This is a genomic window from Pseudarthrobacter sp. NPDC092424, assembly GCF_044754925.1.
Taxonomy (GTDB): Bacteria; Actinomycetota; Actinomycetes; order Actinomycetales; family Micrococcaceae; genus Arthrobacter.
In genome coordinates this window covers 170556-185128 of sequence record NZ_JBIVQC010000002.1, presented here as the reverse complement: position 1 = coordinate 185128, position 14573 = coordinate 170556, and the positions used below count along the sequence as shown (strand labels likewise).

Sequence of the window (14573 nt, the reverse complement as noted above, 5' to 3'; positions counted from 1 at the left end):
TGGGTTCCCCGGGGCGTACTCCGGGGCGGCAGTCAATGCCGGACCCCCGCGCCGGGGACCGGACCGCTGCCGTCAGCCGCGGGCGGCGATAGCGGCGGCCCCTGCGGCGGTGAATTCGGCGATGCGGTCCGCCGGCGTGGAGTGGCTGACCAGGGCCTCGCCCACCAGCACGGCGTTGGCGCCGCTGGCGGCATAGTGGGTGACGTCGGCGACGTCGCGGACGCCGGATTCGGCGACCACCAGCGCGCCGGCCGGAACGCGGCCTGCCAGTGCGGCAAAAACTGAACGGTCGACGTCGAGCGTCTTCAGGTTGCGGACGTTGACGCCGATGATGCGCGCCCGGGCGGCGGCGGCCCGCTCGATTTCCTCTTCCGTGTGTGTCTCCACCAGCACGTTCATGCCGAGTTCGTGGCTCAGCGCACTGAAGTCCTCGAGCTGGGCATCGGAAAGGGCGGCGACGATGAGCAGGATGAGGTCCGCGCCGTGGGCGCGCGCCTCCCAGATCTGGTATTCGTCCAGCGTGAAGTCCTTGCGCAGCAAGGGCACGTCGACGGCGGCCCGCACCGCGTCGAGGTCCGCCAGGGACCCGTTGAACCGGCGCTGCTCGGTGAGGACGCTGATCACGGAGGCACCGCCGTCGGCATACTGCCGGGCAAGCGACGCGGGATCCGAGATGCCGGCCAGGTCACCCTTGGAGGGGCTGCGGCGCTTGATCTCCGCGATCACCTTCAGCTGGTCCCGGACCGGCGAGGTGCCGCCGAGGGCGGCCCAGGCATCGCGGGCGGCCGGCGCGGCCTGCGCGCGGTCCTTCAGCTCGGCGAGGGAAACGAGCCGTTTCCGGGCTTCCATATCCTCCCTGACACCAGCGTTGATGTCATCGAGAACAGTTGCCATCAGTGGCCGGAGTTCTTCAGCTTGCTGCCTTCGACGCCGTAACCTGCCTTGCGCATGACGTAACCGAGGATCAGGCCGAGGACCATGATGGCGCCGCCCACGATGAAGATGGGGGTGCTGGCAATGACGAAGGCAATGGAGGCAATGAGCGCGCCGACCAGCATCACGATGACGCAGGTCCAGGCCGCGGGGCTGTTGCCGTGGCCGAGTTCCTGGCTGTGGTCGATGGCGCCGGGGGCCACAACGCGGGTGCCGGAATTGGAAACGGACGCGGGTGCTTTGCTCATTGAAATCTCCTCAGGGGTAAATACTGCTTACATTCTGCCATTTTTGGCCACCGTCCGCGTATCCGGGTCCGGCGGCGGTGACCGCTTCCCGGCCCGGCGCCGGTCAGGTGGGGTCGTCGCCGCGGGAAAGCCGGTCCCAGCTGTCGATCTCGTCCACGGGCCCGGCTGTTGCCGCTGCCGGTCCGCGGCCCGCGACGTCATACTTGGTCCGCGCCTTCCAGTACCGGCCGGCGGGCACCACCAGCAGGCCCGCCTGGGCCAGAAGGCCGCCGCAGCCCACCGCGATGAACGGAAAAGCGGTGGCCTCCACCCGGGCCTGGCCGCCCGACACTCCCGTGGCAGCAGCGATGGACCCCTGGGCGGCGGCCAGCGGGTCGGCCAGCACGGTGGCGGCGGCGGCCACAATGCCCGCCGCGGCCAGCACAATGATCACGGTGATAACCCAGCGCGCGATCCTGCCGGCGATCGACGCCGCGAGGCCGCCGGCAAGGGCTACCAGCGCCAGTGCCGTCACCGCCGTCGCGGCCTTGCTGCCCTGCACTTCAAGGGCATCTCCCCCGGCGCCGGACTGCGCCGGATCCAGCGAGACGGACAGCCAGGTCTGGGTGGTGGTGCCGAAGACCGCCAGTGCGAGGACGGCAATCAGCAGGACCACCGTGGACTTGCGGGCCCACGCTGGCATCAGGACTCTTTCCCGCCGGGAAGGGACTCGGCGGAGACATTGTGCAGCGAGCCCGCGGTGTGCACGGCGCGGAGCGGGGCCGCGGCTTTGTTGACTGTTTCCAGCGCTTCGGTGGGATTGACCGAATCGGCCACGATGCCGCCACCGGCCTGTACATAGGCCCGGCCCTCGCGGAGCAGGGCTGACCGGATAGCGATGGCCATGTCCATGTCCCCGGCGAAGTCCAGGTAACCTACTACTCCGCCGTAGATGCCGCGGCGGTGCGGTTCCAGTTCATCCAGGAGGCGCAGTGCGCGCGGCTTCGGTGCGCCTGAGAGAGTGCCTGCCGGGAAGGTTGCCTTCAGCACGTCATAGGCCGTGGCGTCGGGGGCGAGCCTGCCCACCACCGTGGAGACCAGGTGCATGATGTGGCTGAAGCGCTCCACTTCCATGAACTGGGTGACGTCCACGGTCCCTGCGACGCACACCTTGGAGAGGTCGTTGCGGGACAGGTCCACCAGCATGAGGTGCTCGGCACGTTCCTTCTGGTCCGCCAGGAGTTCCTCCGCCAGGGCCTTGTCGGCCTCGACGGTCTTGCCGCGGGGGCGGGAGCCTGCGATGGGATGGGTGATGACCTCTTCACCTGTGACGGTCACCAGGGCCTCAGGGGACGATCCGACGATCGAGTACTCGCGCCCTTCGGCATCGGCGAGGCTGAAGATGTACATGTACGGGCTGGGGTTGGTATTCCGCAGGACCCGGTAGACGTCCAGCGGCGAGGCGCCGCAGTCCATTTCGAAGCGGCGGGAAATCACCACCTGGAACACTTCGCCGTCTACGATGGCTTCCTTGCCGCGGTCCAGGGCCGCCAGGTACTCGGACTCGTCCCATCGTTCCTGGACGCTGGAGGCAAAGTCCAGGGCCGCCGGTTCAAGAACGGAGACCGGGTGGGCAATGGGGGTGCTGATCCGGTTAAGCAGGGCCTTGACCCGGGCAACGGCGTCCTCCCATGCCTCATCGACGCGCTCGGAGCTGTCATCGAAGTTGATGGCGTTGGCGATCAGCAGCACGGTGCCGTCCACGTTGTCGTGCACAGCCATGTCCGTCACCAGGTTCAGCGCCATCTCGGGCAGGTGCAGGTCGTCCTCCGGCGGGCTGACCAGCCGCTCCCAATGCCGGACGGTCTCCCAGCCGAGGAACCCGACCAGGCCTGAGGTGAAGGGCGGGAGCCCCTCGAAACGGTCGGTGCGGAGGGCTTCAACCGTGTCCCTGATGGCATCGACCGGGCTGCCGTCCACGGGCACCCCGGCCGGCGGTTCACCCAGCCAGTGCGCCTGGCCGTCCTTGGTGGTCAGGGTTGCCCGGGACTTCGCACCGATAAAGGAGTACCTGGACCAGGCACCGCCCACCGCGGCGGATTCCATCAGGAATGTTCCGGGCTGGCCCTGCGCGAGCTTCCGGTACAGGCCGATGGGCGTTTCAGCGTCCGCGAGCACCTTGAGCGTGACGGGGATGACCCGCCGGTGCCGTGCCAGCTCGCGGAACTCGTCCAGTCCGGGGCTGATGATTCCAAGGTCCTGCATGGTTAAGCTGTTCCGCCTGTCCTTGTTCCTGTGGTGGCACTGAGTTCCCGGCCGTCAAAGCAGGTCCGGGTGCCGGTGTGGCACGCGGCGCCTACCTGGTCCACGCGCACCAGGAGGGCGTCGCCGTCGCAATCCAACGCCACAGACTTGACCCATTGCACGTGCCCGGAGGTGTCGCCCTTGCGCCAATACTCCTGCCGGGAGCGCGAGTAAAAGGTCACGCGGCCGGTAGTGAGCGTACGGTGCAGCGCTTCGTCATCCATCCACCCGAGCATGAGCACCTCATTGGTGTCGAACTGCTGAACGACGGCGGCCACCAGGCCTGCGCCGTCACGCTTCAGGGCGGCGGAAAGCTCCGCCGGAAGGGGGCTCCCGGGCACGGCGGATCCGGACATGTGCGTGGAGGTGGGCTGCTCAGACATCGGGTCCAGTCTAGTGCCTTCCGCCCGGCCGGACCGGATGTGAACAGCCGCGGGCGAACCGCTGCGGTCATGGTGCCCAAGTGCGCGAGTGTCGTGCTAGTTTCACAAGTGATGCATTTCGTCGAACCGTCCCGAGAAGTCCTGGCCGAAACCCTGCTGGCGGCCGGCCCTGACGCGCCCACGCTATGCAAGGGCTGGCGTACCAGGGACCTCGCCGCGCACCTTTACCTCCGTGAGCGGAAAGCCGCCGTGGGACTCGGGCTGATCTTCAAGCGCCTGGCCAAGGCCTCGGACCAGGCTACTGCCCGCCTCGCCGGGCGGCTCAAGACCGCCGAGGACTACGCCGACCTGGTCAACGCGTTCCGGGCGGGGCCGCCGCCCCTCTCCCCCATGAACATCAAGGCCCTGGACGAAAGCTCCAACCTCATCGAATACTTCGTGCACACTGAGGACGTCCGCCGCGCGGTGGACCGGTGGGCGCCAAGGGCCCTGGATGAGGGCTACTCGGACGCGTTGTGGGATGAGCTCGTCAAGCGCGCAGCCATCCTGTACCGCGGGGTGGATCTGGGCATTGTCCTGGTCCGGCCCTCGGGTCCCCGCCACGTCGCCAAGCGCGCTCCCGTCTCGGTTGCCATTGTGGGCGAGCCGGGCGAATTGCTGATGCACGCGCACGGACGGACCCGCCACGCCCTCGTCACCTTCGAAGGCCAGCCGGACGCCGTCGCGCTTCTCCAGTCAGCCGAAGTAGGCCTCTGAGTCCTCTTCCAGGGCCTGTCCGCGCATCAGAACCTTGAAGGCCCTGATGCGAGGACGGGCTTAGGTTCCGGCAGGCTCAACCACCAGCGTCAGCGGACCTCGAAGCCGGCAGCGCGGATCTCGTCCTTGACCCGGCTGATCATGTCGTCGGGACCCCAGTGGAAGATCGAGGCAGCCAGCACGGCATCCGCGCCTGCCGCCACGGCCGGCGGGAAGTGCGCCGGTTCGCCCGCGCCGCCGGAGGCGATCAGTGGAACCTTGACCGCCGCGCGCACCAGCCGGATCAGTTCCAGGTCGAAGCCGTCCTTGGTGCCGTCGGCGTCGATCGAGTTCAAGAGGATCTCCCCCACACCCCGGTCTGCCGCTTCCCGCGCCCATTCGATGGCGTCGATGCCTGTTCCGGTCCGCCCGCCGTGGGTGGTCACTTCAAAGCCCGACGGCGTCGGCTGCGACCCGGGACGGGTGCGCCGGGCGTCGACGGACAGGACAAGCACCTGGGATCCGAAGTGCCGGGTGATTTCGTCGATGACCTCCGGCCGGGACACGGCGGCGGTGTTGATGGCTGCCTTGTCCGCACCGTACCGGAGGAGCTTGTCCACCTCCGCAACGCCACGGACGCCGCCGCCCACGCACAGCGGGATGAAGACTTCTTCCGCGGTGCGCCGGACCACGTCGAAAGTGGTCTCGCGGTTGCCGGAGGACGCCGTGACGTCAAGGAAGGTCAGTTCGTCGGCGCCGGCGTTGTCGTAGCGGTGGGCCAGTTCCACGGGGTCGCCGGCGTCGCGGAGGCCCTCGAAGTTGACGCCCTTGACGACGCGGCCGGCGTCGACATCAAGGCAGGGAATGACGCGGACTGCTACTGCCATGGAAAACTCCTGGAATGCTTGCGGTAATGCGAAGAGAGCGGGTCAGATGCGGCAGGCGTGGATGCTGCTGACCAGGATGGCGCGGGCGCCCAGGTCGTACAGCTCGTCCATGATGCGGTTGGTTTCACGCTTGGGCACCATGGACCGTACCGCGACCCAGTCGGAGTCCCGGAGCGGGGACACGGTGGGCGATTCCAGCCCGGGCGTCAGGCCTGCGGCCTTCTCCACGAGTTCCTTGCGGATGTCGTAGTCCATGAGGACGTACTGTCGCGCCACCAGGACGCCCTGCAGGCGCCGGATCAGGACCTCGATTTCCTTAGCCGTGCCGTTGGCCGACCCGTTGCCCGTGCGGCGGATCAGCACGGCCTCGGACTTCAGGATGGGGTCGCCGAAGATTTCCATTCCGGCGGCCTTGAGGGTGTTCCCGGTTTCCACCACATCGGCGATGGCGTCGGCCACGCCGAGGCGCACGGAAGACTCCACTGCGCCGTCCAGGCGGACCACCTTGGCGTTGATGCCGCGCTCGGCCAGGTAGCCCCGCAGCAGCCCGTCATAGCTGGTGGCCAGGCGCTTGCCCTCGAGCTGCTCAGCCGCGGAGAAAACACCCACCGGACCGGCAAAACGGAACGTTGAGGCCGCGAAGCCCAGCGGAAGCAGTTCCTCTGCCTCCACCTCCGCGTCCAGGAGGAGGTCGCGGCCGGTGATGCCGACGTCGAGTGTTCCCTGCCCCACGTATACAGCGATGTCCCGCGGGCGGAGGAAGAAGAACTCGATGTCGTTGTCCGGATCCACCATGACCAGCTCGCGCGAGTCGCGGCGCTGGCGGTAGCCGGCTTCGGTGAGCATTGCGGAGGCGGCTTCGGACAGGGATCCCTTGTTGGGGACGGCTACTCGCAGCATGGAAAGTCTTTCTGGTTCAAGAGGTCTTTTGGGGTCAGGCAAATGCGGGCCACTGCGGGCTCGGCGGCTGGTCGGCGCGCCGGCCGGTGGCTACAGATGCTTGTAGACGTCTTCCAGGGTCAGGCCCTTGGCGAGCATGAGGACCTGCAGGTGGTACAGCAGCTGGGAGATTTCCTCGGCCGCGGCTTCATCGGACTCATATTCGGCAGCCATCCAGACCTCGGCCGCTTCCTCCACGACTTTCTTGCCGATGCCGTGGACGCCGGAATCCAATTCAGCGACGGTGCCGGAGCCTTCCGGGCGGGTGGCTGCCTTCTCGCTGAGCTCAGCGAACAGCGTCTCGAAATTCTTCACGCCTTCCAGACTACTTGGTGCGGCCCGCGGGGCGCTCACCGGGCCCGGACGTGACGGGCGCGATGTGAGGGATTACACACCGCACCCGCCCGGTCCGTGGGGTCGTCAGTACTGCCTGAGTACGACGGCGGCAGCCAGGGCCGCGGTCACGGCCTCGTGCCCTTTGTCTTCCTTGGATCCGGGCAGGCCCGCCCGGTCAAGTCCCTGCTGTTCGTTGTCGCACGTCAGCACGCCGAAGCCCACCGGCACTCCGGTTGTCACGCTGACGTCGGTGAGTCCCGCCGTCGCGGCCTGGCAGACGTATTCGAAGTGCGGGGTGCCGCCGCGGATGACGACGCCGAGCGCCACCACCGCGTCAAAGTGCGGTGCCAGACGAGCGGCGGCAACGGGCAGCTCAAAACTGCCGGGCACCCGGAGCACTGTGGGCTCGCTGATGCCGGCGTCCTTGGCGGCCCGGAGGGCGCCGTCCAGGAGGCCGTCCATGATCTGGGTGTGCCAGCTGGCCGCGACGATGGCCAGCTTGAGCCGGGAGGTCTTTTCGGGGTCGAGGGTGGTCAGGTCGATGCTGGGGGCGCCGTGTCCGCTCATGGGTGGTTTGTTCCGTTCAATCTTGTTCGTGGCTAAAGGTATCGGGGGCAGTGACCGGCAGGGCGGCCACGTGGGTATCCAGCTGCAGCCGGTGCTCCATGCGGTCCTTCTTGGTCTGCAGGTAGCGGATGTTCTGTTCCCGCGACGGAACTTCGGTGGGAACCATTTCCACCACCGTCACACCGGCACTGGCCAGCCTGTTCTGCTTGTCCGGGTTGTTGCTCAGGAGGCGGACCTCGTGCAGCCCCATTTCGGCGAGGACCTGTGCGGCTGCCTTATAGCAGCGGGCATCCACGGGAAGGCCCAGCTGCTCGTTGGCTTCCACGGTGTCAAAACCGGCTTCCTGGAGGGCGTAGGCCTTGATCTTATTGGCCAGCCCGATGCCACGGCCTTCCTGTCCGCGCAGGTACAGCAGGGTGCCGCCGTGTTCCTGGATCAGTTCCAGCGCATAGGCCAGCTGTTCACCGCAGTCGCAGCGGTAGGAGCCGAAGACGTCCCCTGTGAGGCATTCCGAGTGCAGCCGCACCAGCGGCGCCTTGCCATCCTTGGGCGGGTTCGGTGAGCTGACGGCGAGGTGTTCAACGCCGGTGACCAGGTCCGTCCACGCCTGCGCCACGAAATCGCCGAAAGCGGTGGGCAGCTGCACCACCGGGCCCCCGCTGACGGGGTGGACACCGTCCTGCTGCCTGCCGTTGCCGGATACAGATGCCGTCATGAATTCTCCTTCATTCCACCCGCAGCCGCTGGGCTGCCGTCCGGGCGCTCCCCCGCGGCGAGATAGGCTGCCAGTTCCTCGATGGACACCAGCGGGCACCCGTGTTCCGAGGCAAACGCCCGCAGTCCGTCCAGGCGCATCATCTCACCGTCGTCGTACACTACCTCTGCAATCACGCCTACCGGCTCCAGACCCGCCAGGCGGCACAGGTCCACCGCGGCCTCGGTGTGGCCGGGACGCTCCCGCACACCTCCGACAACTGCGCGCAGCGGGAAAATATGCCCGGGACGGGTCACGGCCGCCGGTCCTGCCTGCGGGTCCGCCAGGACGCGTGCCGTCACGGCACGGTCCGTGGCCGAGATCCCGGTGCTGACTCCCGCTGCCGCGTCGCAGGAAACCGTGTAGGCGGTGCCCTTGGAGTCCTGGTTGACGGCGGTCATGGGCGGCAGGTCCAGCGCATCCGCGCGGCTGCCGGGCAGCGGCACGCAGATCACGCCCGAACTGTACCGGATGGTCCAGCCCATCAGCGCGGGTGTGGCGTACTGCGCGGCGAAGATGATGTCGCCTTCGTTTTCGCGGTCCTCGTTGTCCACCACCAGAACCGGCCGGCCGGCGGCAATGGCACGCACGGCATCCTCGATCGTGTCCAGGAGCTTCTCCCCCGCGGCCCCGGGCACAACCCCTGCCCCGGCTTCCATGCGGACGGCGGCGTTCATCGTGCTTCTCCTGCCGTGCCGCGGAAGGCCAACAGCCGTTCCGTGTATTTGGCCAGGACGTCCACTTCCAGGTTCACCCTGCTGCCGGTTGCCTTGGCGCCCAACCCCGTTTCCGCCAGTGTGGTGGGGATAAGACCCACCTCAAACCAGGGGTTCTGTTCGCCGGCATCACTGACAGCGGTGACCGTCAGGGAGACACCGTCGATGGCAATGGAGCCCTTCTCGGCGATGTAGCGGGCCAGGTTGGCGGGTACGCCGAAGCGCAGCCTCTCCCAGTTCCCCTGGGGCTCTCGCTCCAGCAGGGTGCCCACGCCGTCCACGTGGCCCTGGACCACGTGGCCGTCCAGCCGGCCTCCGGCCGGAACGCAGCGTTCCAGGTTGACGGCGTCCCCTGGCGCCAATTCGCCGATGGTGCTGCGGACCAGCGTCTCGCCCATGACATCCACGCTGAAGTCGCGTCCGTCGATGGCGGTGGCCGTGAGGCAGACCCCGTTGACGGCGATGGAGCCGCCCAGTGCCAGTCCGTCGGTGCTGCCGGGCGCGTGGAGGCGGACGGTGGCGCTGGCATCGCCGTCGCGCTCTACGGAGAGCACCCGTCCCTGTTCGGCAATAATTCCGGTAAACATCAGTAGCCTTCCTGGGCTTGCTCCGCAGTGGCGCGGGATGGTTGTGGATCAAGGGCAACAATGCGCTGCGGCCTGAGGTGCAGGCGGAGGTCCCGGCCCAGCGGGCGCACGGCGCCGCCGTCGGATTCGTCCCAGTCCCAGTGCTGGGCGTCGGCCAGCGTGGTAATGCCCAGTCCGTCCAGCGCGGGTGTGCCGGAACCGAGAAGTGTGGGGGCCAGATAGACGATCAGTTCGTCCACCAGTCCGGCGGTGAGGAACGTGCTCAGGATGCGCGAGCCGCCTTCCACCATGAGGTGACGGATGCCCTGGCCGTACAGGAGGGACAGCGCTTCCCGGGGATCGCGGGTGGGCAGGTGAACCATGAGTCCGTCGTCGCCCCGTACGGCGGCGTCTTCCGGGACGTCCCGCAGTCCCATCACGGCGCGTACCGGCTGTTTTCCGGCGGGGTTGCCGTCCGCGTCCCGGGCGGTGAGCCGCGGATTGTCCACAAGCACGGTCTGGGTTCCCACCAGGATCGCGTCAATGCGGTTCCGCAGCCCGTGGTTGTCGGCCAGCGATTCGGGGCTGGAGATCCACTGGCTGGTGCCGTCCTCTGCCGCAATCCGGCTGTCCAGCGTCTGCGCGATGTGGAGGGTAACGAACGGACGCCGTGCCGTGACTGCTTCGAACCATTGGCGGTTGAGGTCCAGGGCTTCATCGGCGCCAAGGCCGCTGCGGACGCGGATACCGGCAGCGCGCAGGGTGGCTGCCCCGCCGGCGGCGGGGTCGTGGGGGTCGTCCACCGCGTACACCACGTCCGTGATGCCGGCGGCGATGATCGCCTGGGCGCAGGGTCCGGTGCGGCCCACATGGTTGCAGGGTTCCAGCGTCACCAGCATGGTGCAGCCGGTGAGGTCCAGCCCTGCCGCCGAGGCCTGGGTGATGGCGTCCGCCTCGGCGTGCGCGGTGCCGGCGCCGCGGTGGTACCCGGTCACCAGGTGCCGTCCTTCGGAGTCGACGACGACGGCGCCCACCAGGGGGTTTGCTCCCCGGGGCCCCCGCCGGGCTGCTTCGAGGGCGGCGTCCATCGCGCGCGTCTCACCGGCGCTGAAGGCAGTAACTGCCCCTGGGGCGGGAGTTTCGGCTGCCGCCGGCCACCGCGTGGGGTTCATCCCGTGTCGTTCCTTCCCTCTAGGGCCAAGATGGCTCCGGGGTATACGACAGCAGAAGGCTGCGGCACCGCCAGGCGCCGCAGATACAGCTGTACGTGCTTCTCTCATCCAGACTTTAACTGTCGGTACCGGAATTCCACCGGTTCAACCGTCTGCCGGAGTCTTCCTGGGAAGCTTGCCGGCTCGCGGGTCGCGGACTGTCACCGCCGGTTCGGACTTACACCGACCCCGGAGCACGTATGTGTGTTGTTATTGTGCCACAACCGGCAGCAGCCTCCGGCTATTCCCCCGAGGCAGTGCGTAACGTCCGGTTGCCGGCGGCGCGGAGCCGGTCGATGGCCGCTGCGGGGTCGTCCGCTCCATAGACGGCGGAACCGGCCACGAAGACATTGGCCCCGGCTTCCGCAGCCCGGGTGATGGTTTCCTCCGTAATGCCGCCGTCCACCTGGAGTGCCACCCCGATGCCGGAGCCGTCGATCGCGGCGCGGGCCCGCCGGATCTTGGGCAGCGTGATGTCCAGGAAGGCCTGGCCGCCGAAGCCGGGCTCCACGGTCATGACCAGCAGCACGTCCAGTTCCGGGAGCATGTCCAGGTAGGGCTCCACTGGAGTAGCGGGACGCAGCGCCATGCCTGCCTTGGCGCCGCGGGCCCGCAACTCCCGCGCAAGCTTGACCGGGGCGATGGAGGCTTCAGCGTGGAAAGTGACGGATGCGAGGCCGGCGGAGGCGAAGTCGGGGGCCCAGCGGTCCGCGTCCGAGATCATCAGGTGCGCATCCAGCGGCACCGGGCTGACTTCCTGGATCCGTTTGACCACCGGAAGCCCAATGGTCAGGTTGGGAACGAAGTGGTTGTCCATGACGTCAACGTGCACGGCGTCGGCCGTGGCGATGCGGTGCAGTTCCGCCTCGAGGTTGACGAAGTCGGCGGACAGGATGCTCGGGTTGATGCAGCACTGCGTCACAGGGTGCGCCTTTCACTGGTACTGGCAGGGTTCGGGGACTGTCAGGCCTTTTTCCGGATGAGCGCCAGGAACATGGCGTCCGTGCCGTGGATGTGCGGCCAGAGCTGGGCAGTGGATTCGTATCCGGCGCCAAGGTCCCCGGTGAGGCTCACGGCGTCCAGCGCAGCGCCGGCGTCCAGGAGTTCCAGGTCGTCGCGCTTGCGCAGCGCGTCTGCCACCACTGCGGTGGTTTCCGCGGGGTGCGGAGAGCACGTCACGTAGGCCACGACACCGCCGGGACGCACGGCGGCAATCGCGGAAGCCAGGAGTTCGCGCTGCAGTGGACCGAGGTCCGCCAGGTCCTTGGGCGAACGGCGCCAGCGGGATTCGGGGCGGCGCCGCAGGGCACCGAGTCCGCTGCAGGGCACGTCCGCCAGCACGCGGTCGAACCTCTCCGGCTGTTCTGTTCCCAGGTCCCGGCCGTCGCCGGTACGGACCTGCCAGGCGCTGCGCGGCACGGCCGCCAGGGCCTGCCCCACCAGCTTTGCACGGTGCGGTGCGGGCTCGTTGGCCAGCAGGGTGGCGCCGCGTTCACTGGCGAGGGCGGCCAGGAGGGCCGCCTTCCCGCCGGGGCCGGCGCAAAGGTCCAGCCAGGATTCGGTGCCTCCCCCGTCAGCGCCGCCGTCCAGCCGGAGCCCGGCCATGGCGCGGGCCACCAGCTGGGAGCCCACGTCCTGGACCCGGGTGGTGCCTTCTCGGACCGATGCGAGCCGGCCGAGGTCTCCGCCGCTGGACAGCGCGGATCCCTCCACGAGTTCGCCCGGGGCTGCTCCGGCTTCAAGCGCCTCGTCCAGGTTGCCCAGGCCGGGCAGGGCCACGAGGTTGACCACCGGCGCTGCGTTGTCCGCTTCGAGCAGGCTGTCTATCTCCGTGGCAGGGCGGCCGTGCGCCACCAGGGACTGGCGCATGGCGCGCACAATCCATTCCGGGTGCGCGTGGCGCAGCGCGGCGATCCGTGTCTGGTCCGTTTCGCCGGCCACCAGGGTGTCCAGCCATTCGTCCAGGCTGTGCGCGGAAACTTTGCGAAGCACGGCGTTAATCAGGGCCGACGGGCCGGCGCCGATGACCGCGCGGGCCAGGCCGACCGTCTGGTCCAGGGCGGCGTGGGCGGGAACGCGCATGGCAAGCAGCTGGTGGGCGCCGATGCGCAGGGCGTCGAGGATGGCAGGGTCAAGCTGGTCCAGCGGGCGGTCCACGCAGCGGGCCAGGATGGCATCGTACGTTCCCTGGCCGCGCAGGGCGCCATAGGTGAGTTCGGTGGCAAACCCGGCGTCGCGCCTGTCCAGGCCGTGGTGCCGGATCCGCGCCGGCAGCACCAGGTTGGCGTAGGCGTCCTCGGAGGCTACTGCCCGCAGCACTTCGAAGGCCACCAGCCTCGCCGGATCGGCCCGCCGGGTGCGCTGGGAGGGTGCCTGGCCGGTGTAAGTGCGCGGTCCGCGGTTGCGTTCCCTGCCCTGGGCATTGCGCCGGCCGGTGTCCTTGGGACCGCCCTTGCCGCGTCCGCCGGTGCTGCTCATTCGAATACCACGCCTTCCAGTGAAGCCATGCCGCGCGCCCAATCGGCTGCGGCCATCATTTTCTTTCCGGCGGGCTGGATCCGGGTCAGTTCCACGGCATGCGATGCGGTGCCCACCAGGACGCTCTTGCCGCGGAGCTCCACCGCCCCCGGCGCCAGGCCTGCCACGTCCGGGCGGAGGCGGACGGGTTCAAGCTTGATCCGCTGGCCGGCCAGCATGGTCCAGGCGCCGGGCTCCGGAGTGGCGCCGCGGGCCTGCCGCCCAACAGCCAGAGCCGGATGGCTCCAGTTGAGGTGCCCGTCCTCGAGGGTCAGTTTGGGCGCCAGTGTGACGTTCCCGGACTGTGGCACGGCCACGGCCTTGCCGGTTTCGACAGCGGAGAGCGTCTGGGCAAGGAGCACGGCGCCGCTGTGGGAGAGCCGGTCCAGCAGGTCGCCGGCGGTGTCCTCGGGTCCGACGGTTTCCGTGAGCGTCCCGAACACCGGGCCGGTGTCCAGGCCTTCCTCGAGCTGGAAGGTCACGGCGCCGGTCACATCATCGCCGGCCATGACTGAACGCTGGACGGGGGCCGCACCGCGCCAGGACGGCAGAAGGGAGAAGTGCAGGTTGATCCAGCCGTGACGTGGCACGGCCAGGGCAGCGGGCGGGACGAGCCCGCCGTATGCCACGATGGCCGCCACGTCGGGTTCGGCGGCGGCAATGGCCGCCGTCGCTTCGGCGTCCACCCTTGCGGCGCGGATCACCGGGATGTCCAGCTGGGCGGCACGGGCGGCAACGGGCGACGGCGTGAGCACCCGTTTGCGTCCCAGCGGCGCGTCGGGGCGGGTCAGGACGGCTACGACGTCAAAGCCGGCGCCGACCAGGGCGTCCAGGGAAGGGACCGCGACGGCGGGAGTCCCCGCAAAGAGCACCCTCACCCGGCGGCGCCTGCACCAAAAGCGGAGCCCGAGCCGGAGCCGCCAAAGCTGGAACCGCCGAAACTGGATCCGACCGATTTGGCGCGGGCCGACGTCGTGCGTTCCGTCACGGACTCGTAATTGGCGGCGCGGATGGCTCGCAGGGCCGCCTTGCGGTCCTCTCCCTCCAGCCGGTCCGTGTACAGGATGCCGTCCAGGTGGTCGTTTTCGTGTTGGAAGCAGCGGGCCAGCATCCCTTCACCCTCAACAGTGACGGGGTTGCCGTGCACGTCCACACCGGTAACGCGGGTGGAACGGAAGCGCCGCACCGGGAACGCCAGGCCGGGAATGGAGAGGCAGCCTTCGGACTGGTCCGGCTGGTAGTCCTCCGAGTTCTCGAGGACCGGGTTGATGATGTGTCCTTCGACGCCATCGATCCGGTAAGTGAAGACGCGCAGGCTCACGCCCACCTGCGGGGCGGCCAGACCCGCCCCTTCCACGTCCTCCATGGTCTCCGTCATGTCGGCGACCAGCCTGGCCAGCTCGGGCCCGAACTCCGTCACGGGATCGGCGACCGTGCGCAGCACGGGGTCTCCGATGATGCGGATATTCAGAATTGCCATGCGGGTTTTGTCCTCACG

18 protein-coding genes and 1 riboswitch are annotated in these 14573 nt (G+C 68.6%); of the genes, 1 reads left to right on the top strand and 17 read right to left on the bottom strand.

Annotated elements, in window-relative coordinates; all coding sequences use genetic code 11:
• Window positions 1–72: 72 nt before the first annotated feature.
• From trpC to hisI, 5 genes are all read right to left on the bottom strand, one after another.
• On the bottom strand, window positions 73–894 hold the full coding sequence (gene trpC, locus ACIQCN_RS03875; protein WP_400604096.1) for an indole-3-glycerol phosphate synthase TrpC: 822 nt from the start codon (window positions 892–894) through the stop codon (window positions 73–75).
• On the bottom strand, window positions 894–1181 hold the full coding sequence (locus ACIQCN_RS03870) for an HGxxPAAW family protein (protein ID WP_400604098.1): 288 nt from the start codon (window positions 1179–1181) through the stop codon (window positions 894–896). The genes trpC and ACIQCN_RS03870 overlap by 1 nt, the downstream gene beginning before the upstream one ends.
• A gap of 103 nt (window positions 1182–1284) precedes the next feature.
• Window positions 1285–1863, bottom strand: coding sequence for a Trp biosynthesis-associated membrane protein (locus ACIQCN_RS03865; RefSeq protein WP_400609480.1), 579 nt, complete (start codon window positions 1861–1863; stop codon window positions 1285–1287).
• A complete protein-coding gene (locus ACIQCN_RS03860) occupies window positions 1863–3425 on the bottom strand; it encodes an anthranilate synthase component I (protein ID WP_400609478.1) in 1563 nt (520 codons plus the stop codon). The genes ACIQCN_RS03865 and ACIQCN_RS03860 overlap by 1 nt, the downstream gene beginning before the upstream one ends.
• A gap of 2 nt (window positions 3426–3427) precedes the next feature.
• Entirely contained in the window at window positions 3428–3847 is a 420-nt protein-coding gene (hisI, locus tag ACIQCN_RS03855; protein WP_400609476.1) for a phosphoribosyl-AMP cyclohydrolase, read from the bottom strand.
• A 111-nt stretch (window positions 3848–3958) separates the two neighbouring features.
• On the opposite strand from hisI, the gene ACIQCN_RS03850 reads away from it, so the two are divergent.
• Window positions 3959–4603: a TIGR03085 family metal-binding protein gene (locus ACIQCN_RS03850; protein WP_400604105.1), complete on the top strand. Its 645-nt coding sequence runs from the start codon at window positions 3959–3961 to the stop codon at window positions 4601–4603.
• An 89-nt stretch (window positions 4604–4692) separates the two neighbouring features.
• Here ACIQCN_RS03850 and hisF read toward each other — a convergent pair whose 3' ends face one another.
• The 12 genes from hisF to def form a co-directional block, all read right to left on the bottom strand.
• The gene (hisF, locus tag ACIQCN_RS03845) at window positions 4693–5469 is read right to left on the bottom strand and encodes an imidazole glycerol phosphate synthase subunit HisF (RefSeq protein ID WP_400604106.1); all 777 of its coding nucleotides are present in this window, start codon (window positions 5467–5469) and stop codon (window positions 4693–4695) included.
• Between the two features lie 42 nt (window positions 5470–5511).
• Entirely contained in the window at window positions 5512–6369 is an 858-nt protein-coding gene (hisG, locus tag ACIQCN_RS03840) for an ATP phosphoribosyltransferase (protein WP_400604108.1), read from the bottom strand.
• 90 nt (window positions 6370–6459) lie between these two features.
• Window positions 6460–6723: a phosphoribosyl-ATP diphosphatase gene (locus tag ACIQCN_RS03835; protein WP_400604109.1), complete on the bottom strand. Its 264-nt coding sequence runs from the start codon at window positions 6721–6723 to the stop codon at window positions 6460–6462.
• A 105-nt stretch (window positions 6724–6828) separates the two neighbouring features.
• Window positions 6829–7311: a 6,7-dimethyl-8-ribityllumazine synthase gene (gene ribH, locus ACIQCN_RS03830; protein WP_400604111.1), complete on the bottom strand. Its 483-nt coding sequence runs from the start codon at window positions 7309–7311 to the stop codon at window positions 6829–6831.
• A 16-nt stretch (window positions 7312–7327) separates the two neighbouring features.
• On the bottom strand, window positions 7328–8026 hold the full coding sequence (ribA, locus tag ACIQCN_RS03825; protein WP_400604113.1) for a GTP cyclohydrolase II: 699 nt from the start codon (window positions 8024–8026) through the stop codon (window positions 7328–7330).
• Window positions 8023–8742: a 3,4-dihydroxy-2-butanone-4-phosphate synthase gene (gene ribB, locus ACIQCN_RS03820; protein WP_400604115.1), complete on the bottom strand. Its 720-nt coding sequence runs from the start codon at window positions 8740–8742 to the stop codon at window positions 8023–8025. The genes ribA and ribB overlap by 4 nt, the downstream gene beginning before the upstream one ends.
• On the bottom strand, window positions 8739–9368 hold the full coding sequence (locus ACIQCN_RS03815) for a riboflavin synthase (RefSeq protein ID WP_400609474.1): 630 nt from the start codon (window positions 9366–9368) through the stop codon (window positions 8739–8741). Before ACIQCN_RS03815 ends, ribB begins: the two co-directional genes overlap by 4 nt.
• The gene (gene ribD / locus ACIQCN_RS03810; RefSeq protein ID WP_400609472.1) at window positions 9368–10519 is read right to left on the bottom strand and encodes a bifunctional diaminohydroxyphosphoribosylaminopyrimidine deaminase/5-amino-6-(5-phosphoribosylamino)uracil reductase RibD; all 1152 of its coding nucleotides are present in this window, start codon (window positions 10517–10519) and stop codon (window positions 9368–9370) included. The genes ACIQCN_RS03815 and ribD overlap by 1 nt, the downstream gene beginning before the upstream one ends.
• A gap of 91 nt (window positions 10520–10610) precedes the next feature.
• Window positions 10611–10760, bottom strand: a riboswitch (FMN riboswitch).
• Between the two features lie 39 nt (window positions 10761–10799).
• Window positions 10800–11480, bottom strand: coding sequence for a ribulose-phosphate 3-epimerase (rpe, locus tag ACIQCN_RS03805; RefSeq protein ID WP_400609470.1), 681 nt, complete (start codon window positions 11478–11480; stop codon window positions 10800–10802).
• Window positions 11481–11521: 41 nt separating this feature from the next.
• On the bottom strand, window positions 11522–13036 hold the full coding sequence (locus ACIQCN_RS03800; RefSeq protein WP_400609468.1) for an RsmB/NOP family class I SAM-dependent RNA methyltransferase: 1515 nt from the start codon (window positions 13034–13036) through the stop codon (window positions 11522–11524).
• Entirely contained in the window at window positions 13033–13953 is a 921-nt protein-coding gene (gene fmt / locus ACIQCN_RS03795; protein WP_400604124.1) for a methionyl-tRNA formyltransferase, read from the bottom strand. The genes ACIQCN_RS03800 and fmt overlap by 4 nt, the downstream gene beginning before the upstream one ends.
• A complete protein-coding gene (gene def / locus ACIQCN_RS03790) occupies window positions 13950–14555 on the bottom strand; it encodes a peptide deformylase (protein ID WP_400604126.1) in 606 nt (201 codons plus the stop codon). Before def ends, fmt begins: the two co-directional genes overlap by 4 nt.
• Window positions 14556–14573: the final 18 nt, after the last annotated feature.

Bases quoted from the DNA above. Each gene is read 5' to 3' on its own strand.
- ribB (WP_400604115.1), bottom strand. From the start codon at position 8,742: ATGAACGCCGCCGTCCGCATGGAAGCCGGGGCAGGGGTTGTGCCCGGG.
- ACIQCN_RS03870 (WP_400604098.1), bottom strand. From the start codon at position 1,181: ATGAGCAAAGCACCCGCGTCCGTTTCCAATTCCGGCACCCGCGTTGTG.
- hisI (WP_400609476.1), bottom strand. From the start codon at position 3,847: ATGTCTGAGCAGCCCACCTCCACGCACATGTCCGGATCCGCCGTGCCC.
- ribH (WP_400604111.1), bottom strand. From the start codon at position 7,311: ATGAGCGGACACGGCGCCCCCAGCATCGACCTGACCACCCTCGACCCC.
- hisF (WP_400604106.1), bottom strand. From the start codon at position 5,469: ATGGCAGTAGCAGTCCGCGTCATTCCCTGCCTTGATGTCGACGCCGGC.
- ribD (WP_400609472.1), bottom strand. From the start codon at position 10,519: ATGAACCCCACGCGGTGGCCGGCGGCAGCCGAAACTCCCGCCCCAGGG.
- ACIQCN_RS03865 (WP_400609480.1), bottom strand. From the start codon at position 1,863: ATGCCAGCGTGGGCCCGCAAGTCCACGGTGGTCCTGCTGATTGCCGTC.
- def (WP_400604126.1), bottom strand. From the start codon at position 14,555: ATGGCAATTCTGAATATCCGCATCATCGGAGACCCCGTGCTGCGCACG.
- ACIQCN_RS03815 (WP_400609474.1), bottom strand. From the start codon at position 9,368: ATGTTTACCGGAATTATTGCCGAACAGGGACGGGTGCTCTCCGTAGAG.
- ribA (WP_400604113.1), bottom strand. From the start codon at position 8,026: ATGACGGCATCTGTATCCGGCAACGGCAGGCAGCAGGACGGTGTCCAC.
- ACIQCN_RS03800 (WP_400609468.1), bottom strand. From the start codon at position 13,036: ATGAGCAGCACCGGCGGACGCGGCAAGGGCGGTCCCAAGGACACCGGC.
- trpC (WP_400604096.1), bottom strand. From the start codon at position 894: ATGGCAACTGTTCTCGATGACATCAACGCTGGTGTCAGGGAGGATATG.
- hisG (WP_400604108.1), bottom strand. From the start codon at position 6,369: ATGCTGCGAGTAGCCGTCCCCAACAAGGGATCCCTGTCCGAAGCCGCC.
- ACIQCN_RS03850 (WP_400604105.1), top strand. From the start codon at position 3,959: ATGCATTTCGTCGAACCGTCCCGAGAAGTCCTGGCCGAAACCCTGCTG.
- ACIQCN_RS03860 (WP_400609478.1), bottom strand. From the start codon at position 3,425: ATGCAGGACCTTGGAATCATCAGCCCCGGACTGGACGAGTTCCGCGAG.